We start from the raw sequence: 20,483 nt of genomic DNA, 5'->3' as shown, positions 1-20,483 counted from the left end.
CACAAGGCGGGCCAGATTCAAGCGTTTAGCGCTTCAAATTACAGAACGTCTACTGCGTTCAGTTCTTTGAAAGCTTGCTCCAGACGGGTGATCATAGAAGTCTGTGCAGAACGCAGCCATACGCGCGGATCGTAGTATTTCTTGTTCGGCTGGTCTTCGCCTTTCGGGTTGCCCAACTGACCTTGCAGATACGCTTCGTTAGCTTTGTAGTAGCTCAGGATACCTTCCCAAGTTGCCCACTGGGTGTCGGTATCGATGTTCATTTTGATAACACCGTAGCTCACGGAATCTTTGATTTCTTGAGCAGTAGAACCGGAACCGCCGTGGAATACGAAGTTCAGGGAGTTGTGCGGCAGGTTGTGTTTCTTAGAAACATAATCCTGAGAATCGCGCAGGATAGTCGGGGTCAGAACCACGTTACCTGGTTTGTAAACACCGTGCACGTTGCCGAAAGAAGCAGCGATGGTGAAACGTGGGCTGATTTTGCTCAGTTCGGTATAAGCGTAATCAACGTCTTCTGGCTGAGTGTACAGAGCAGAAGCGTCCATATGGCTGTTATCTACGCCATCTTCTTCGCCGCCGGTGCAACCCAGTTCAATTTCCAGAGTCATGCCCATTTTAGACATACGCTCCAGGTATTTAGAGCTGATCGCGATGTTTTCTTCCAGAGACTCTTCAGACAGGTCGATCATGTGAGAAGAGAACAGTGGTTTGCCAGTTGCTGCGAAGTGTTTTTCACCCGCGTCTAACAGGCCATCGATCCACGGCAGCAATTTCTTAGCGCAGTGGTCAGTGTGCAGGATTACTGGCACGCCGTAATGTTCAGCCATCTGGTGTACGTGATGTGCGCCAGAGATAGCACCCAGGATTGCAGCGCCCTGAGGAACGTCAGTTTTCACGCCTTTACCAGCGATGAATGCAGCACCACCGTTAGAGAACTGAACGATAACTGGAGCTTTAACTTTCGCAGCAGTTTCCAGAACGGCGTTGATAGAGTCGGTGCCTACGCAGTTAACTGCTGGCAGAGCAAAGTTGTTCTCTTTTGCTACCTGGAAAACTTTCTGTACGTCATCACCGGTGATAACACCTGGTTTTACGAAATCAAAAATCTTAGACATGTTTGTCGTCCTGTATCGTCGCATTTAGAAAAAACGTTTGTGCCGCCGCATACTTTACAGCGGCATAAAATCAACGGGCAGGTTAACCCTGCCCGGAATCATTACTTCTTAGCGCGCTCTTCGAGCATCGCTACTGCTGGCAGGACTTTGCCTTCCACGAATTCGAGGAATGCGCCACCACCAGTGGAGATGTAGGAGATCTTGTCAGCAATACCGAACAGGTCGATTGCTGCCAGAGTGTCACCGCCGCCTGCGATAGAGAATGCTTCGCTGTCTGCAATTGCATTAGCAACGATTTCAGTACCTTTACGGAAGTTCGGGAATTCGAACACGCCAACCGGGCCGTTCCACAGAATGGTTTTTGCATTCTTCAGGATTTCAGCCAGTTGTTGCGCAGATGCATCACCGATATCCAGGATCTGCTCGTCAGATTTGACGTCGTTTACAGATTTCAGAGTTGCAGTAGCAGTCTCAGAGAACTCAGTTGCAACGCGAACGTCAGCAGGAACTGGGATATCACAGATAGTCAGCAGGCGTTTAGCTTCGTCAACCAGGTCTGCTTCGTACAGAGATTTACCTACGTTGTGGCCTTGAGCAGCAACGAAGGTGTTCGCGATGCCACCACCAACAATCAGCTGGTCAGCGATTTTGGACAGGGAATCAAGAACAGTCAGTTTGGTAGAAACTTTAGAACCGCCAACGATAGCAACCATTGGACGAGCTGGTTCTTTCAGTGCTTTACCCAGTGCGCTCAGCTCTTCAGCCAGCAGCGGGCCTGCACAAGCGATGTCTGCAAATTTGCCAACGCCGTGAGTAGAAGCCTGTGCACGGTGAGCAGTACCGAAAGCGTCCATTACGAATACGTCACACAGTGCAGCGTATTTTTTAGACAGAGTTTCGTCGTCTTTCTTTTCGCCTTTGTTGAAGCGAACGTTTTCCAGAACAACCAGCTCACCTTCAGCAACTTCAACGCCGTCGAGGTAATCTTTAGCCAAACGAACCGGGGAAGACAGTTTGTCTTTCAGGTAGTTAACAACCGGCAGCAGAGAGAATTCTTCGTTGTACTCGCCTTCAGTCGGACGACCCAGGTGAGAAGTTACCATCACTTTGGCGCCTTGCTTCAGGGCCAGTTCGATAGTTGGCAGTGATGCACGGATACGTGCGTCAGATGTCACTTTCCCTTCTTTAACTGGTACGTTCAAATCTGCACGGATCAGAACGCGCTTACCAGCCAGATCCAGATCGGTCATCTTAATTACAGACATGGTGAATCCTCTCGTTGATTCTTAAAGTTTTGCGAACGCATATGCGCTCTACCTGAAACCACTTGCGGCCATGACTAACGTCGTGTCGAGCATTCGGTTAGCAAAGCCCCATTCATTATCACACCAGACTAGAGTTTTAATCAGATGTTGCCCACTGACCCGGGTTTGTGTGCCATCAATAATGGCACTATGCGGATCGTGGTTAAAATCAGTCGAGACCAACGGTAATTCCGTATAGTCAACTATACCATGAAATGAATCTCGTGCTGCTTTTTGCAGCAACTTGTTGACTTCATTGGCTTTAACTGCATTTTTCACCGTCACGCTTAAATCTATCGCCGTGACGTTGATGGTAGGAACTCGCACCGCAATTGCTTCAAAACGATCGTTAAATTTCGGGAAAATACGTGCGATACCAGCAGCAAGACGCGTATCTACGGGAATAATAGACTGGCTGGCAGCACGGGTGCGGCGCAAGTCCGGGTGATAGGCGTCGATAACCTGTTGATCATGCATGGCCGAATGAATGGTGGTGACTGTGCCCCACTCAATACCGTAAGCATCATCAAGCAGTTTGATTATTGGAATGATGCAGTTTGTGGTGCAAGAGGCATTTGAAACAATGCGATGCTCAGCAACCACACTTTCATGATTCACACCGTAAACAACGGTGGCGTCGAGATCGTTACCGCCTGGATGAGAGAAGAGGACTTTTTTGGCACCGACTGCCAGATGAGCTTCACCGTCTGCACGGGAGCCAAACACACCGGTACAATCGAGCACCACATCAACGCCCAGTTCACGCCACGGCAAATTAGCAATTTCCGGTTCGTGCAAAATACGGATGGCGTCGTCGCCTACCCATAACTGGTCGCGCTCCTGACGGACGTCCCAGGCGAAGCGGCCATGGCTGGTGTCATACTTCAACAGATGCGCCATACCCGCAGCATCAGCCAGTTCATTGATTGCTACGACGGTAATTTCCGCACGGCGACCGGATTCGTACAAAGCACGTACCACGTTGCGCCCAATGCGACCGAAGCCATTAATTGCTATGCGTACGGTCATATCTCTCCTGCCAGAATCCCTGAGACTAAGTGGCTGACAGAGTAATCCAGCAATCGTCTGAGGGGAATCCTCGCACTATTGAAACTGCATTTGTTTGCTTAATTGTCGAACATTTAGTCGACTGAAACGCTTCAGCTATGGTAAGCGAAACAGGGAATAAATGGAACGTTACCCCAGGACAGGCAACTAATCTTCTGACGCAGGTCACATTTTCGATGGAATAACTGCAACGAATTAAAGGCTAAGGACGAATAGTAACCAGCGTAAACAAGCGACCACTCATACTCACAGGCTTTACAGCATGATCGGATTAAAAGATGAAGGACAAACGCCACCACCGAGCAGCGTTTGTCCTTTATGCACTGAATATATGCACTCAATTAAAATTCGATTCGAGCACCCAAGTTATAGCGACGCCCTTCGACCAGCCCGTAATCACCCCATTGGGTGATGCGTTGTGGATCGGCATCAAACAGGTTGTAAATCCCTGCCATCAACTGCGTGTGCTTGTTCAACTGATAACGCGCGCCGAGATCAACCATCGTCCAGGCTTCGTAGTCAATATGATCGCCAGTATCGCGGTTGCTACTGCGATAATTCGCTTTGCTCCACAAATCCAACGCTTCGGTAGCCGACCAGGTCAGCGACACGTTTGCCATATGGCTCGGGTAGTCATTCAACGCGTAGCCTTTATTTACGCCTGTTTTCTGCTCGCTGTGGTTATAGGTGTAGTTTGCGTTAGCTTTTACCGTTTCAGTCATCTGCCAGTCCGCATTAAGCTCCACACCATAGACATCGGCTTTGCCGACGTTAAAGTATTTGCTGATGGAGTCTGCTTTATAGCCGTTCATCTGGCACTGGTTAGTCGCCGTCGTTTCGCAAATCGTCTCTTCGGAGATTTTATCTTTGAATTGGGTATAGAAAACCGTGCCGTCTAACGCCAGCCTCTCTCCTGCCCAGTACAGGCCGAGTTCGGAGTTGACGCTTTTCTCTGGTTTCAGGTCATCGTTACCTACGGTCAAATACGGGTACGGCGGTAATGAGCCACGTGGCGTAACAAAATCAGCGGAGGTTTCGCGCAGCTCAGGTTTTTTATAACCTGCGGATACACCGCCTTTCAGAGCCCAGGCATCCGTAATCGCCCAGTTGCCATAAAGTTTTGGCGTGATGTGTGTACCGAAATAGTTGTCGCGATCCATACGTGCGGATGTGGTCAGCGTAAAGTCGCCAATTTGCCAACCATCTTCAGCGAACAGCGCCCAACCATTGCGACTGATTTTGGTCACCGGTTCAACGCCAGGCGCTTCTTTACTGGAAACAGCGAACTGGTCGTTAAGTTCTTCACGCGTGAAGTTAGCCCCAACGGTGAGTTTGTGATTATCGAATGTGAAAGTCGTCTGGCTGTTGGCAACGTAGTTTTCGGTCTCAATGTACTGTGGAGCATCGCCATCCAGGCTGTATTTTGAGCGCCCTTTCTCGTAGTTGATGTAGTTTTTTGTCGCGATAGTGTCTTCAGCGTACCAACCACTATGGCTTAGCGTCACCGCATCACGATCAAACTTCCACATCCACGGTGCATTATCGCGGTTTTTCTTTTGCTCGCCGGAGACAACATTGAGGTCAAATAAGTTTGTTTCATTGGCCGCAAGGCCTACTGTCATATCAATTGATTTACGATCGTTCTTGCTGAAGTAATTATTGCGCTCGTCGTCGCGACGATTAAGCCAGTCGGCGGCGACGCTAATACCCAGCACGTCGGGCACAATAGGCCCCATTGCGAACAAATTCATCTGGTTGGTATTACCGAATGAACTGTCTTCCTGAAGGAAAGTATTGGCCGCCAATGCTCCGGTCCAGTCCTGCACGCCGTAAGGTTTTTTGGTGATAACGTTAACCACACCACCGATCGCATCGGAGCCATACAACGATGACATGGGCCCACGAATCACTTCAATTCGTTCGATAGCTTCCATCGGTGGCAGGAAATTAACCTCAGCACCAATATCTTGCCCATAAGGGCGCGACTCACCGGTATTTTGTTTGACGCTGTTGACCATAAACGCGGTATAGCTTGAGTCCATACCTCGCATCATAATACTGCCGGTCGCCATATCACTCGAACCACTACCGATATTAACGCCTGGTAAATCCTGAATAGCTTCGGCAACATTCCTGTTTGGTTTTTCATCGAGCTGTTTTCGGTCAATAACGGAAATGGTGGCTGGGGCATCTTTTTTCTGTTGCGAAAAACCCGATGCCGTCACCACCATTTGATCTTCATTTTCGTTAAGAGAAGCGTTATTTCCCTCGGCTAACACTGTAAGCATTGAGCCTCCAGCCAGCACCGCTATTCCTGTCACTGTTCGTGCCAACACCAATCGCTTATTATTTCCCATTTTTTAATTACCTGAGATATTGAAAAAAAAGCCTGCCGGCCCTGTGAATTTTCACCACAGGGTTTTATTGTTCTTTTAATTAAAAGTGGATTAGATTTTGTCGAGATTGACTTTAATAATGTAATCCGGTTTTTTGCCTATCTCTTTTTCACCCTGCTTCACGCTGGCGTAAAGAGTGTGTCCATCTGCTGAAAGCGCAAGGCTATTAGGCAAGGCCGACGTCGTAATGCTAGCTTTTACTTTGTAAGTGTCGCCGTCGACAACGCTTATCAGCTGTGCATTACGGTGAGTGATATAAACTTCGTTGCGGCCACTGTTGTACATCACTGCCAGAGAGTTAATCACCTTAATACGATCAATGATTTTCCCGTCTTTTAGTGAAACCACCAACACATCCGGTAAATCGGGATCGGTAATAAATGCACGCTCTTTTTTATTATCCAGCGCGATATTTAAGAAGAAGTGTTTTTTCTGGGGGTCAACTTTAACACGTGAAATAATTTTATTATCGCTGGCATCAAGCGTAATAAATTCCCCACTGCCGTTTACAGCATAAACTCGCCCTTTATCTTCATCGACAGTCAGCCCGGTTGGATATTCACCCATATTTTCAATGGTCGCAATATGCTGTTGTTTTTGCGTGTCGATAACCCAAATAATACCTTGCTGAGCAACGCCGGAGACATATAAGCGCTGGTGTTTTTTATCGAGCGCCATTTCACGGGTGTGAACGATTTCTTTGGGATTGCTGATATCACTCAGTTGAACCGTTTTAATCTCTTTATCAGTGCGTGTATCGATAAGAGTGACGGACCCTTCAAGGGTGTTACCGATATACAAAATATGGTTTTCTTCATCCAGCACAGTGGCAAATGCGCGTCGCTCAGTAGTGATTTTTCCCGTTGTCTTCAGCGTCTCTGGGTTCAGTTTATAGACAAGACCATCAGTTTTATCTTTATCAAACGAAGGGGCAGAGGCGGCGAACAGAACGTTTTGAGAGGCGTCATATGCCAACTCATACACGCCATTTCCCATAGGGACGGTAAGAAAATCCTTTTCAGGGAGTGGTTTAGCGCTCGCGCTCAGTGAGTTCATCAATAGTGCGATGGTTAAAGCAATGAAGCCCGATTTTTGGTATCCGTACAAAGTATGTCGATTCATTTACTTAGATTCACATTTATTTACGAATGTGAATGATAATGATTTTCAATTGCGTTATCAACAACAGATAAAAAAAAGGCCAGCAATCTATCTTGCTGGCCTTTCATGTATGACGTTTTACAGAACGGCTTTAGCCTGTTTCACTACGTTTGCAACGGTGAAACCAAACTCTTCAAACAGAAGCTCAGCAGGTGCTGACTCACCAAAGGTGGTCATGCCCACAACAGCGCCGTTCAGGCCAACGTATTTGTACCAGTAGTCAGCGATGCTGGCTTCGATAGCAACACGCGCAGCAACTGCTTTCGGCAGCACGGCTTCACGGTACGCTGGATCCTGTTTGTCGAACGCATCGGTAGACGGCATAGAAACCACGCGCGCCTTGATGCCTTCAGCAGTCAGTTGATCCCAGGCTGCAACAGCCAGTTCAACTTCAGAACCGGTTGCAATCAGAATCAGCTCAGGCGTGCCTGCACAATCTTTCAGAACGTATGCGCCACGAGCGATATCCGCCAGTTGCTGTTCAGTACGATCCTGCTGTGCCAGGTTCTGGCGGGAGAAGATCAGCGCGGTCGGGCCGTCGTGACGTTCTACAGCGTATTTCCACGCCACCGCAGATTCAACCTGGTCACATGGGCGCCATGTGCTCATGTTTGGCGTCACGCGCAGGGCAGCAAGCTGCTCTACAGGCTGGTGAGTTGGGCCATCTTCGCCCAGACCGATTGAGTCATGGGTGTAGACCATCACCTGGCGTTGCTTCATCAATGCTGCCATACGCACCGCGTTGCGTGCATATTCAACAAACATCAGGAAGGTAGAGGTGTACGGCAGGAAACCACCGTGCAGCGCGATACCGTTGGCAATCGCGGTCATACCGAATTCACGGACACCATAATGGATGTAGTTACCGGCCAGATCTTCGTTAATCGCTTTAGAACCAGACCAGATAGTCAGGTTAGAAGGCGCGAGGTCAGCGGAACCGCCGAGGAATTCAGGCAGCAGGTGGCCGAATGCTTCGATGGTGTTCTGGGATGCTTTACGGCTAGCGATTTTTGCTGGGTTAGCCTGCAGGTTCTTGATGAACTCCTGCGCTTTAGCTGCGAAATCAGCAGGCATGTCGCCTTTCATACGACGGGTAAATTCAGCAGCTTCTTGCGGGAAGGCTTTAGCATATGCGGCGAACTTCTCGTTCCATGCTGCTTCTTTCGCCTGGCCTGCTTCTTTTGCATCCCACTGAGCATAGATCTCAGAAGGGATTTCGAATGGCGCATGTTTCCAGCCCAGCGCTTCGCGGGTCAGTGCGATTTCCGCGTCACCCAAAGGTGCGCCGTGGGAATCGTGCGTACCGGCTTTGTTTGGCGAACCGAAACCGATGATGGTTTTGCACATCAGCAATGAAGGTTTGTCAGTAACCGCTTTAGCTTCTTCAACAGCGCGTTTGATTGCGTCTGCATCGTGACCGTCAACGCCGCGCACTACATGCCAGCCGTAAGCTTCAAAGCGTTTTGCGGTATCGTCGGTGAACCAGCCTTCAACGTGGCCGTCGATAGAGATACCGTTGTCATCATAGAAGGCAACCAGTTTACCCAGACCCAGCGTACCCGCCAGAGAGCAAACTTCATGGGAGATACCTTCCATCATGCAGCCATCACCCATAAAGGTGTAGGTGAAGTGGTCAACGATGTCGTGACCTGGACGGTTGAACTGTGCTGCCATGGTGCGTTCAGCAATTGCCATACCCACTGCGTTCGCAACACCCTGACCCAGCGGGCCAGTTGTGGTTTCAACACCAGCGGTGTAGCCCACTTCCGGGTGACCCGGAGTTTTGGAATGCAGCTGACGGAAGTTTTTCAGTTCTTCAATCGGCAGGTCATAACCTGTGAGGTGCAGCAAGCTATAGATCAGCATTGAGCCGTGGCCGTTAGACAGCACGAAGCGGTCACGGTCAGCCCATGCAGGGTTCTGCGGGTTATGGTTCAGGAAATCGCGCCACAGGACTTCGGCAATGTCGGCCATACCCATAGGGGCGCCCGGGTGACCGGATTTGGCTTTTTGTACTGCGTCCATGCTGAGTGCACGAATAGCATTGGCAAGCTCTTTACGAGAGGACATTTTGACTCCAGATCGGATGGTTGAAGGTCAGGCCTTGACTACTATGCGTTATGGGCTACGCCCAAAAAATTGCCATCAATGTACCGCAAGCGATGTGCCATGTACATGGAGCATCCTTTTGTCTGGTTAAGAAATCTCTGGAACCTGCTCGCATGTTGCGCAAGTTGCTGCGCGAGTTTGGCTAACTTCTTTATACTGAAGCGACTAGCCAATGGTTTGTGGCTAAATCACCTCTGAGCAGTTATCACTAATTAAGGATATTGGCATGAAATTGCGCCCAATTTTATTAAGCCTGAGCGTTGCTGCCCTACTGAGCGGCTGCCAGAACATGGACTCTAACGGTCTGCTCGCTTCCGGTGCGGAAGCATTTCAGGCGTACACATTAAGTGATGCGCAGGTGAAAGAGTTGAGTGACAAATCTTGTGCGGAGCTCGACAGCAAAGCCAGCATCGCACCAGCCAGCAGCGAATATGCTAAACGTCTCAGTAAAATTTCCTCAGCCCTGGGCGACAACATCAACGGCATGCCGGTGAACTACAAGGTGTACGTCACCAAAGATGTGAACGCCTTTGCGATGGCTAACGGCTGTATCCGCGTATACAGCGGCCTGATGGACATGATGAACGATAACGAAGTCGAAGCAGTTATCGGCCACGAAATGGGTCACGTCGCGCTCGGCCATGTGAAGAAAGGGATGCAGGTTGCGTTGGGTACTAACGCAGCACGCGTAGCAGCAGCATCAGCGGGCGGTGTGATTGGTAGTTTATCGCAGTCACAACTGGGCGATTTGGGTGAAAAACTGGTGAACGCACAGTTCTCCCAGCGTCAGGAGTCTGAAGCTGATGACTACTCGTATGATTTGTTGAGGAAACGTGGAATCAACCCAATTGGCCTGGCAACCAGTTTTGAGAAGTTAGCAAAAGCGGAAGAAGGCCGCCAAAGCTCAATGCTTGATGACCACCCCGCTTCAGCCGAACGTGCGCAACATATTCGCGACCGTATGACTGCGGATGGTTTGAAGTAATTTCAGTCAACTAATAAGCACTTCAGGCGTTATTGTCGCAGACAGTTTGAACCCGGACCGCGCGCAGCCACCGGAGCGTACACTCAGTATGTGAGGATGGCGAGCACTGCCCGGGTTCAAAATGGCAAGTAAAATAGCCTGATTACTCGCCTTTCTTGGCAGCCTGGATATACAACATTTCTAACGCCAACGTTGCGCCAGCCAGTGCGGTGATTTCGGACTGATCGTAAGCCGGAGACACTTCCACAACGTCCATACCCACAATGTTCAGGTCTTTCAAACCACGGACCAGTTTCAGGGCGCGGTCAGTCGTCAAACCACCGATAACCGGAGTACCAGTACCTGGTGCGAAAGCCGGGTCGATACAGTCGATATCAAAGGTCAGATAAACCGGCATATCGCCAACAATCTGCTTAACCTGAGCCAGCACGTCGTCAACAGTGCGGTCGTTAACCTGGCCGGCATCCAGCACGGTGAAACCGTTGTCTTTATCGAACTCAGTACGAATACCAATTTGCACAGAGTGGTTCGGGTCGATCAAACCTTCTTTAGGTGCGGTGTAGAACATGGTGCCGTGGTCGAACTCGCAACCATTCGCATAGGTATCGGTGTGCGCATCGAAATGTACCAGCGCCATTTTACCGAAGTGCTTTGCGTGGGCACGCAATAGCGGCAAAGTCACAAAGTGGTCACCACCGAAAGAGAGCATACGTTTGCCAGATGCCAGCAGTTTTTCGGCGTGAGCTTGCAGACGTTCGCTCATGTCACGCGCATCACCGAAGGCGTAAACCAGGTCGCCACAGTCCACAACATTCAAGCGCTCGCGCACGTCGAAATTCCACGGGAAGCGGTTACCTTCCCATGCCAGGTTGGTAGACACCTGACGGATTGCCGCAGGGCCATGGCGTCCACCTGCACGGCCAGACGTTGCCGCATCAAAAGGAACGCCAGTGATAACCCAATCAGCATCGCTGTCGTATGGCATAAAGTTCAGCGGAAAACGTAAAAAACCGAAGGCATTGGATACCAGGGAATTGTCGTACTGATGGCCTAAGGTGCTCATGGTTTGACCTCACGATGATGGTAATGATTAGCAAAAAAAAGTCCCCTCCGCGTCGTTAAACCCGACGAGGAAGGGACTGTATTCATTCAGACTGCTTGTTGGCGCGGATTATCGCCGAATGTAGCCTTATCTGTATACTAATTACTCTAGTAATTCGCGTTGCAGGTAGGCGGTAAGTGAGTGCAGCCAACACCCCTGCGACTCGAAGTACGCCGAGTAATTTACTCGTCTTCTAAGTAAGTATAGCCATACAACCCAGCCTCAAACTCTTCGAGGAACTGCTGCTGTAATGCCGCATCCAGATCGGTCTGTTTAACCTGATCGCGGAAATGCTTCAGCAAGGTTTTCGGATCAAGCTGAACATATTCCAGCATGTCAGCAACGGTATCGCCTTCATCAGAAAGCTCCACTTCTACGCTGCCGTCAGGGAAGACAAACACGTCAACCGCTTCGGTATCGCCAAACAGGTTGTGCATGTTGCCCAGAATTTCCTGGTATGCGCCAACCATGAAGAAGCCCAACAGCGGTGGATTTTCTGCATCGTATTCTGGCATCGGCATGGTCGTCGCAATACCGTCACCGTCGATGTAGTGATCGATAGCACCGTCTGAGTCACAAGTGATATCCAGCAGTACCGCGCGGCGCTCAGGAACCTGGTTCAGCCCTTCAAGCGGTAACACCGGGAACAGCTGGTCGATGCCCCACGCATCCGGCATCGACTGGAACAGCGAGAAGTTGACGTAAATCTTATCCGCCATACGCTCTTGCAGTTCATCGATGATTGGGCGGTGCGCACGGTTACTTGGGTCGAGCAGACGCTGAATTTCATGGCACATGCTCAGATAAAGCTGCTCCGCCCAGGCACGTTCTTGCAAGGAGAAACTCCCCGCTGAGTAACCAGTATGGATATCATGCAGATCATTCTGGCTATCGTGCAGCCATTCACGCAGCGAGCGACGGTTGTTCGGCTCATGCATTTCGCCCCAGGTTTCCCACATGCTTTGCAGCGCACGGGACGCATCTGCAGCCGGAGCCGTTGGCGTGGTGTATTCGTTACGCTCAACACCGATGATGTTAGACACCAGAACGGTGTGGTGCGCGGTCACAGCACGGCCAGATTCGGTGATAACCGTTGGGTGCGGCAGGCCGTTTTCTTCACACGCGTCGCCAATCGCCCAAATGATGTTGTTCGCATATTCGTTCAGGCCATAGTTGACCGAACAATCGGACTGAGAACGCGTGCCTTCATAGTCCACGCCCAGACCGCCGCCCACATCGAAGCATTCGATGTTGACGCCCATCTTGTGCAGTTCAACGTAGAAACGGGCAGATTCACGCACGCCAGTGGCGATATCGCGAATGTTTGCCATTTGCGAGCCGAGGTGGAAGTGCAGCAATTGCAGGCTGTCGATACGTCCGGCTTCACGCAACATTTCAACCAGTTGCAGAACCTGCGTTGCTGCCAGGCCAAATTTGGATTTCTCACCACCAGAAGACTGCCATTTGCCGGAGCCTTGTGACGCCAGACGCGCACGCACGCCAAGACGTGGCACTACATTCAGGCGCTCTGCTTCTTCCAGTACGATGCGGATTTCTGACATCTTCTCGATGACCAGATAAACCTTGTGGCCCATCTTCTCGCCGATCAACGCCAGGCGGATGTATTCACGGTCTTTATAGCCGTTACACACAATAACTGAACGCGTCATACCGGCATGGGCCAGAACCGCCATCAGTTCCGCTTTAGAACCCGCTTCCAGGCCCAGAGGTTCACCGGAATGAATCAGTGATTCAATTACGCGACGGTGCTGGTTCACTTTGATTGGATAAACGAGGAAATAGTCGCCGTTGTAGCCATAGGATTCACGAGCACGTTTGAACGCTGCATTTATAGAACGCAGGCGGTGCTGCAAAATCTGCGGGAAGCAGAACAGTGCAGGTAAACGCTGCCCCTGTGCTTCACGGGCTTTTACGAGTTCAGCGAGATCAACACGCGCTTCCGGGACATCCGGGTCCGGGCAAACGGTAATGTGGCCGAGTTCGTTGACGTCGTAATAGTTATTGCCCCACCAGGCAATGTTGTAAGTACGCAGCATCTTGCTGGCTTCCTGGGAACTCATGGCAACCTCCTGCATGGAGCGGTGTACATCCTGCTCGCCCACTGACGAACCCGAAACAGAAGAGATTTTGTCAGACATGGCGAACCTCAAATTTAAACGAATGTGCAAAACAGTTGACTACTATCGCAGGGGTATCCCGCAATAACAACCCATTAACAGCGCGTAAAAGCAGCATAAGACGCTGACAGACTAACTGTGCGACCGGTTTCTTTTTCATATCATAGTAAAACACGTAACCGAACTCCGTTGCGCGGAGCGGCGAAACCACGAGAATACTCTTATCGATGACAAGAGAGCCCAAGTTCTGAATTTCGAGGGTTTAAAAACCGGCCCGAGAATCCATCGATGCGCCAAGATGGGAATAACATCGGAAGGAATGCAGCTGTAGCAAAGAATTGCTGGATGCGAGGAGCATATGCACGACCTGGACGGTCGCTAGAGTTTGCGAATTAAAGCGGTTTTTCAATCGTATCACCTCCACGCATACGGTTTGGGTATGCGACAAGCCAAAGCTCAGAAATTTGCTCAACCCGGCTGGAAGTGGGCAACACAAAAACTGTGTGCTTGTTGAATGAGCCGCGCGCGCCGCTTTATACCGATAACAGACGCAAATTGCAAAGTAAAAATCCCTGGATTGCGGCACTGTCAGTAAAATTTGCCACCCGAGATTATTTGCGCAGACTTGCAGGCGTAAAAATCACTGGTAATCTGATTAATGGATAACCTAGAATAGACGTCCAGATGTTAATCCATCTATACCGATTAACTGTTAGACTGCCTGAAATGAAACCTGTGGTGAAAACTCAAGTTACCAGTACATCGCACTGGTTCGAGCGCCGATAAACAGCAGTCTGCACTAACCTAATTCTCTTAGGGTGAATAAAACATGGCCAAACACCTCTTTACGTCCGAGTCTGTATCAGAAGGGCATCCCGATAAAATCGCTGACCAAATCTCCGATGCGGTGCTTGATGCGATCCTGGAACAGGATCCAAAAGCGCGCGTAGCTTGCGAAACTTACGTGAAAACCGGCATGGTTCTGGTTGGCGGTGAAATCACCACCAGCGCCTGGGTTGATATCGAAGAGATCACTCGTCAAACGATTCGTGAAATCGGCTACGTGCATTCTGATATGGGCTTTGATGCCAACTCTTGCGCAGTGCTGAGCGCTATCGGTAAGCAGTCCCCGGATATCAATCAGGGCGTTGACCGTACTGACCCGCTGGAGCAAGGTGCAGGCGACCAGGGCCTGATGTTTGGTTATGCGACCAACGAAACCGACGTGCTGATGCCTGCGCCAATCACTTACGCACACCGTCTGGTTCAACGCCAGGCTGAAGTTCGTAAGAATGGCTCACTGCCATGGTTGCGTCCGGATGCAAAAAGCCAGATCACCTTCCAGTATGACGACGGTAAAATCGTTGGCATCGATGCGGTTGTGTTGTCTACTCAGCATTCAGAAGATGTTGCGCTTAAAACGCTGCAAGAAGCTGTGATGGAAGAGATCATCAAGCCAGTTCTGCCAGCAGAATGGTTGAATGCTTCCACTAAATACCACATCAACCCAACAGGCCGTTTTGTTATCGGTGGCCCAATGGGTGACTGCGGTCTGACCGGTCGTAAAATTATCGTTGATACCTACGGCGGCATGGCTCGTCACGGCGGCGGTGCATTCTCTGGTAAAGATCCATCTAAAGTGGACCGTTCTGCAGCGTATGCGGCACGTTATGTGGCGAAAAACATCGTTGCGGCTGGCCTTGCTGACCGCTGTGAAATCCAGGTTTCTTACGCAATCGGCGTTGCTGAGCCAACTTCCATCATGGTTGAAACCTTCGGTACTGAGAAAATCTCTACCGAGCAATTGACCCTGCTGGTACGTGAGTTCTTCGACCTGCGTCCGTACGGCCTGATTCAGATGCTGGATCTGCTGCACCCAATCTACAAAGAAACCGCAGCATACGGTCACTTTGGTCGTGAGCATTTCCCTTGGGAAAAAACCGACAAAGCAGAATTGCTGCGTGATGCTGCTGGCCTGAAATAACCCCTCGCCAGTTCACCATCAAACTTTAAAGGCCAGCGCTTCGCTGGCCTTTTTCATTTTTCACTCCCCTTCAGTACTTAAACCCTCTTCCCGCAAAATCTCTCGTAACAAACAACACCAGTGGAAACGGTTACATTGTCGTTAACAAGGCATTAATTAAGACAGTTCTGCATGACAACATTTTGTTGCTGCGCTAGTTACAAAACATTTCAGATTAGTCTTGCATGGAAAATTTTGGTTTTATTTTCTACACTCAATTCACTGTTTTAATTAAATAAATTATACATACAGTTCTTGACACTAGTGTAACCGATTACACTAACGTGAGTTGAATCACACAATTTTACGTCGCGTTAACCTAACCTTAATAGCGAGATATCCCCCAAATTATTCAACTGGAGAGCACTATGCCTGAAATAAAAAAACAAGGGCGCTCGAACAAAAGCATGACCTTTTTTGTCTGTTTTCTTGCAGCCCTGGCCGGTTTGTTATTTGGCCTCGATATCGGTGTGATTGCCGGTGCGTTACCGTTTATCGCTAAAGATTTCCAGATAACTGCGCACCAGCAAGAGTGGGTTGTGAGTTCGATGATGTTTGGTGCCGCTGTCGGTGCCGTTGGCAGTGGTTGGCTCTCCTTCCGCATCGGGCGTAAATACAGCCTGATGATTGGCGCAGTACTTTTCGTTGCAGGTTCACTGTGCTCGGCTTTTGCACCGAACACTGAAATTCTGATTCTCTCCCGTGTCTTGCTCGGCCTGGCAGTCGGTGTTGCGTCTTATACCGCCCCGCTTTACCTGTCAGAAATTGCTCCTGAGAAAATCCGTGGCAGCATGATCTCGATGTACCAGTTGATGATTACCATCGGTATTCTTGGCGCTTACCTTTCCGATACAGCTTTCAGCTATAACGGCTCATGGCGCTGGATGCTGGGTGTTATCACCATTCCTGCTTTGATCTTGCTTGTAGGCGTCTTCTTCCTGCCAGACAGCCCACGTTGGTTCGCCGCAAAACGTCGCTTCCATGATGCTGAGCGTGTCCTGATGCGCTTACGTGACACCAGTGCCGAAGCAAAACGCGAACTGGAAGAAATCCGTGAAAGCCTGAAGGTGAAACAAAGCGGATGGTCATTGTTTAAAGAAAACAGCCATTTCCGTCGGGCCGTGTTCCTGGGTGTTCTGCTTCAGGTGATGCAACAGTTCACCGGTATGAACGTCATCATGTATTACGCACCGAAAATCTTCGAAATTGCTGGCTTCACCAATACCACCCAGCAAATGTGGGGCACCGTTATCGTTGGGCTTATCAACGTACTGGCAACCTTCATTGCGATTGGTCTGGTAGACCGTTGGGGCCGTAAACCTACACTGGTACTGGGCTTCATGGTTATGGCCGTGGGCATGGGCATTCTCGGTACGATGCTCCACGTCGGCATTCATTCCCAGGGTGCGCAATACTTCGCTATCGCCATGCTGCTGATGTTTATCGTTGGTTTTGCAATGAGTGCCGGCCCGCTGATTTGGGTACTGTGTTCTGAAATCCAGCCGCTGAAAGGGCGTGATTTTGGTATCACTTGCTCAACCGCCACCAACTGGATTGCGAACATGATTGTCGGTGCAACGTTCCTGACCATGCTTAACACGCTGGGCAATGCGAATACCTTCTGGGTATACGCCGCGTTGAACCTGTTCTTTATTGTTCTCACTGTGTGGCTGGTTCCGGAAACTAAACACGTTTCCCTGGAGCACATCGAACGTAACCTGATGAAAGGTCGCCGGTTACGTGAGATTGGTGCTCACAACTAAGCAATAGCCGCCCTTCTCCTTAACGGGAGAAGGGCTTGCACCCTGTACCACCTCGCACTATTCTTTGCCGCTATGAAATCCCCAAGACTCCCCATCGCCATCCAACAAGCCGTTATGCGTTGCCTACGGGAAAAGCTTCAACAGGCAAATCTGCACTTAGGCCGTAACTACCCGGAACCGAAGCTGGTATATCAGCAGCGAGGCACTGCTGCGGGCACCGCATGGATGGATAGCTACGAAATCCGCCTCAACCCGGTGTTGTTAATGGAAAACCAGCAAACCTTTATTGATGAGGTGGTGCCGCACGAACTGGCTCATTTGTTGGTGTGGAAACACTTTGGGCGCGCAGCGCCACATGGCAAAGAGTGGAAATGGATGATGGAAACAGTACTTGGTGTTCCTGCCCGTCGGACACATAAGTTTGAAGTGCAATCCGTTCGCAAAAACACCTTCCCGTATCGCTGCCGTTGCCAACGGCATCAGTTGACGGTACGCCGTCATAACAAAGTTTTGCGCGGCGAATCAGAATACCGCTGCGTGCAATGTGGCGACCGGTTAAAACCTGACGTTACAACTCCCTGTAATTAAAAATATTATTCATAAAGTTTCCTGATTTAGCTTATTGAATCCCAATAAAGCTTCAAGTACCGTGCGAGCACGTTTTAAAAAGGATTCTGGAAATGTCTCGCAAAATTTCTTTGGCTGTTGCACTTGTTGCAGCCCTCTGCTCTTTCTCTACGTTCAGCGCCGGTATCAATAATTTCTCTCAGGCAAAAGCGGCTGGTGCCAAAGTGAATGCCGACGCGCCAGGTGACTTTTACTGTGGATGTAAAATTAACTGGGAAGGGAAAAAAGGTGTTCCCGATCTAGCGTCATGCGGCTACAAAGTGCGTAAAAATGAAAACCGCGCCTCACGTATCGAATGGGAACATGTTGTTCCAGCCTGGCAATTCGGCCATCAGCGCCAGTGTTGGCAAGATGGTGGCCGTAAAAACTGCGCTAAAGACCCGGAATATCGCAAGATGGAAAGCGATATGCATAACCTGCAACCGGCGGTTGGTGAAGTGAATGCTGACCGTAACAACTTTATGTATAGCCAGTGGAATGGCGGTGAAGGCCAGTATGGACAATGTGCCATGAAAGTGGACTTTAAAGAGAAGATTGCCGAGCCACCAGCGCGAGCCCGTGGCGCCATCGCCCGCACCTACTTCTATATGCGTGACCAATATCAGCTCAACCTTTCTCGCCAGCAAACCCAACTATTTGAGGCGTGGAATAAGCAATATCCAGTCACCACCTGGGAGTGTGAGCGCGACGAACGCATCGCTAAAGTTCAGGGCAATCATAACCCTTATGTGCTGCGGGCTTGCCAGGCACAAAACAGCTAACCTACACTAGCGGGAATTGTTATCACTGTTCCCGCTTTTGGATATTAAAAACCATGCGTATACCCCGCATTCATCACCCTGAACTCCTTTCCGTCGGCCAGGACATAGCACTTTGCGAAGATGCAGCAAACCATGTTGGCCGCGTACTGCGCATGAGTGCAGGCCACGCGTTGCAATTGTTTGACGGCAGCAATCAGATTTTTGAGGCTGAAATTGTTCAGGCCGATAAAAAAAGCGTGCGGGTCAAAGTCCTGAGCGCGAACGTTGATGACCGTGAGTCCCCACTTCATCTACATCTCGGCCAGGTGATGTCGCGCGGTGAAAAGATGGAATTCACTATTCAGAAAGCAGTCGAGCTGGGTGTGAACGTGATTACGCCTTTGTTTTCCGAACGCTGTGGCGTAAAACTGGATGCCGAGCGCCTGAATAAGAAGCTCGGCCAGTGGCAGAAAATTGCTATTGCAGCCTGCGAGCAATGCGGTCGAAATATCGTGCCAGAAGTGCACCCGGCGATGGATCTTGAAGTGTGGTGTGCTGAAGAAGATGCGAGTCTGAAGCTCAATCTGCATCCTCGTGCCAGCGCCAGTATTAATACCTTGCCGCAACCTGTTGAACGTGTGCGCCTGCTAATTGGCCCAGAAGGCGGTTTAACGGCGGATGAAATTGCCATGACCGCACGTCACCAGTTTACTGATATTCTGTTGGGACCTCGCGTTCTGCGTACTGAGACTACCGCGCTCACCGCTATTACTGCGCTGCAAGTGCGTTTTGGCGACCTGGGCTAAAAACTGGTACAAGGCTATCTTTTTTGCCATTCTGGCCTTGGGCAGTGCTCGCATTCTCACGTACTAATGTACGCTGCGAATACTGCGCGCTGTCCGCACCCAGACTGCCCGCAACGATAACGCCCTGTAGCCAGCTTTAATGGAGAAAAACAATGATCAAGCTCGGCATCGTGATGGACCCCATCGCAAACATTAACATCAAGAAAGACTCAAGCTTTGCCATGCTGCTGGAAGCACAGCGCCGTGGTTATGAACTGCATTATATGGAAATGGCCGATCTGTATTTGATCAACGGCGAAGCACACGCACGCACTCGCCTGGTCACTGTCGAGCAGAACTACGATAAATGGTACGAATTTGGTAGTGAGCAAGACATCCAGCTTGCCGATCTCGACGTCATCCTGATGCGTAAAGATCCTCCGTTTGATACCGAATTTATCTACGCGACGTATATTCTTGAGCGCGCCGAAGAACAAGGCACGTTGATCGTTAACAAACCGCAAAGTCTGCGCGATTGTAACGAAAAGCTGTTCACCGCCTGGTTTGCTGATTTGACGCCAGAAACGCTGGTGACACGCAACAAAGCGCAGCTTAAAGCATTCTGGCAAAAGCACGGCGACATCATCCTCAAGCCGTTAGATGGCATGGGTGGTGCTTCAATTTTCCGTGTTAAAGAAGGTGACCCTAACATTGGTGTTATCGCGGAAACGCTGACTGAACTCGGCAACCGTTACTGCATGGCGCAAAATTACCTGCCTGCGATTGTCGATGGCGACAAGCGTGTTCTGGTGGTTGATGGCGAACCTGTGCCGTATTGCCTGGCGCGTATTCCGCAAGGTGGCGAAACTCGTGGTAACCTGGCAGCTGGTGGCCGTGGCGAACCGCGTCCGTTGACCGATAGCGACTGGGAAATTGCCCGTCGTGTTGGCCCAACGCTTAAAGCTAAAGGGCTGATTTTTGTTGGCCTGGATATCATCGGCGATCGCCTGACTGAGATTAACGTCACCAGTCCAACCTGTATTCGTGAAATCGAAGCTGAATTCCCGGTTTCTATAACTGGCATGTTGTTTGATGCTATCGAGACACGTCTGGCAAAATAGTCCTGTGAGCGGGTTTAGCCCGCTCAGTAGTGATAAACTGACT

16 protein-coding genes are annotated in these 20,483 nt (G+C 50.1%); 7 read left to right on the top strand and 9 right to left on the bottom strand.

The genetic code is table 11. From position 1 onward, the window contains the following. Window positions 1-38 precede the first annotated feature (38 nt). From fbaA to tkt, 6 genes are all read right to left on the bottom strand, one after another. Window positions 39-1,118: a class II fructose-bisphosphate aldolase gene (gene fbaA, locus LVQ77_RS12430; protein ID WP_064513655.1), complete on the bottom strand. Its 1,080-nt coding sequence runs from the start codon at window positions 1,116-1,118 to the stop codon at window positions 39-41. Window positions 1,119-1,219: 101 nt separating this feature from the next. Further along, entirely contained in the window at window positions 1,220-2,383 is a 1,164-nt protein-coding gene (gene pgk / locus LVQ77_RS12425) for a phosphoglycerate kinase (RefSeq protein WP_154150633.1), read from the bottom strand. A 48-nt stretch (window positions 2,384-2,431) separates the two neighbouring features. Further along, entirely contained in the window at window positions 2,432-3,451 is a 1,020-nt protein-coding gene (gene epd / locus LVQ77_RS12420) for an erythrose-4-phosphate dehydrogenase (protein ID WP_232864559.1), read from the bottom strand. A gap of 380 nt (window positions 3,452-3,831) precedes the next feature. Next, the gene (locus LVQ77_RS12415) at window positions 3,832-5,778 is read right to left on the bottom strand and encodes a TonB-dependent receptor domain-containing protein (RefSeq protein ID WP_370645015.1); all 1,947 of its coding nucleotides are present in this window, start codon (window positions 5,776-5,778) and stop codon (window positions 3,832-3,834) included. 159 nt (window positions 5,779-5,937) lie between these two features. Then, window positions 5,938-7,008: a 7-bladed beta-propeller protein YncE gene (gene yncE / locus LVQ77_RS12410; protein ID WP_232904561.1), complete on the bottom strand. Its 1,071-nt coding sequence runs from the start codon at window positions 7,006-7,008 to the stop codon at window positions 5,938-5,940. 117 nt (window positions 7,009-7,125) lie between these two features. Continuing rightward, on the bottom strand, window positions 7,126-9,117 hold the full coding sequence (gene tkt, locus LVQ77_RS12405; RefSeq protein WP_232864562.1) for a transketolase: 1,992 nt from the start codon (window positions 9,115-9,117) through the stop codon (window positions 7,126-7,128). 265 nt (window positions 9,118-9,382) lie between these two features. Here tkt and loiP point away from each other — a divergent pair, with 265 nt between their 5' ends. Continuing rightward, window positions 9,383-10,141 (top strand): metalloprotease LoiP, encoded by a 759-nt coding sequence (gene loiP / locus LVQ77_RS12400; protein WP_232904560.1) that lies wholly within the window; start codon window positions 9,383-9,385, stop codon window positions 10,139-10,141. 142 nt (window positions 10,142-10,283) lie between these two features. Here the strand turns inward: loiP and speB are convergent, their stop codons facing one another. The 3 genes from speB to yqgB form a co-directional block, all read right to left on the bottom strand. Next, window positions 10,284-11,204, bottom strand: coding sequence for an agmatinase (gene speB / locus LVQ77_RS12395; RefSeq protein WP_120064867.1), 921 nt, complete (start codon window positions 11,202-11,204; stop codon window positions 10,284-10,286). 221 nt (window positions 11,205-11,425) lie between these two features. Beyond that, on the bottom strand, window positions 11,426-13,402 hold the full coding sequence (gene speA, locus LVQ77_RS12390) for a biosynthetic arginine decarboxylase (protein ID WP_151993158.1): 1,977 nt from the start codon (window positions 13,400-13,402) through the stop codon (window positions 11,426-11,428). Further along, window positions 13,395-13,541 (bottom strand): acid stress response protein YqgB, encoded by a 147-nt coding sequence (gene yqgB, locus LVQ77_RS12385; protein WP_147295624.1) that lies wholly within the window; start codon window positions 13,539-13,541, stop codon window positions 13,395-13,397. The genes speA and yqgB overlap by 8 nt, the downstream gene beginning before the upstream one ends. 669 nt (window positions 13,542-14,210) lie before the next feature. Between yqgB and metK the strand changes: the two genes are divergently transcribed. The 6 genes from metK to gshB all read left to right on the top strand — a co-directional run bounded on the left by metK (window position 14,211) and on the right by gshB (window position 20,440). Further along, entirely contained in the window at window positions 14,211-15,365 is a 1,155-nt protein-coding gene (metK, locus tag LVQ77_RS12380; protein ID WP_034457781.1) for a methionine adenosyltransferase, read from the top strand. A 407-nt stretch (window positions 15,366-15,772) separates the two neighbouring features. Beyond that, window positions 15,773-17,167 (top strand): sugar porter family MFS transporter, encoded by a 1,395-nt coding sequence (locus LVQ77_RS12375; protein ID WP_151993157.1) that lies wholly within the window; start codon window positions 15,773-15,775, stop codon window positions 17,165-17,167. 72 nt (window positions 17,168-17,239) lie between these two features. After that, window positions 17,240-17,755 (top strand): SprT family zinc-dependent metalloprotease, encoded by a 516-nt coding sequence (locus LVQ77_RS12370; protein WP_232904559.1) that lies wholly within the window; start codon window positions 17,240-17,242, stop codon window positions 17,753-17,755. Between the two features lie 92 nt (window positions 17,756-17,847). Next, window positions 17,848-18,555, top strand: a complete 708-nt coding sequence (endA, locus tag LVQ77_RS12365; protein WP_232904558.1) for a deoxyribonuclease I — start codon at window positions 17,848-17,850, stop codon at window positions 18,553-18,555. Window positions 18,556-18,608: 53 nt separating this feature from the next. Further along, window positions 18,609-19,340, top strand: coding sequence for a 16S rRNA (uracil(1498)-N(3))-methyltransferase (gene rsmE, locus LVQ77_RS12360; RefSeq protein WP_232904557.1), 732 nt, complete (start codon window positions 18,609-18,611; stop codon window positions 19,338-19,340). 152 nt (window positions 19,341-19,492) lie between these two features. After that, the gene (gshB, locus tag LVQ77_RS12355) at window positions 19,493-20,440 is read left to right on the top strand and encodes a glutathione synthase (RefSeq protein ID WP_232904556.1); all 948 of its coding nucleotides are present in this window, start codon (window positions 19,493-19,495) and stop codon (window positions 20,438-20,440) included. Window positions 20,441-20,483 lie beyond the last annotated feature (43 nt).

Source organism: Buttiauxella cochleicola, assembly GCF_021282435.1.
Lineage (GTDB): Bacteria > Pseudomonadota > Gammaproteobacteria > Enterobacterales > Enterobacteriaceae > Buttiauxella > Buttiauxella massiliensis.
The sequence above is the reverse complement of the archived record's forward strand: the minus strand, read 5'-3'. Positions and strand labels throughout refer to the sequence as shown.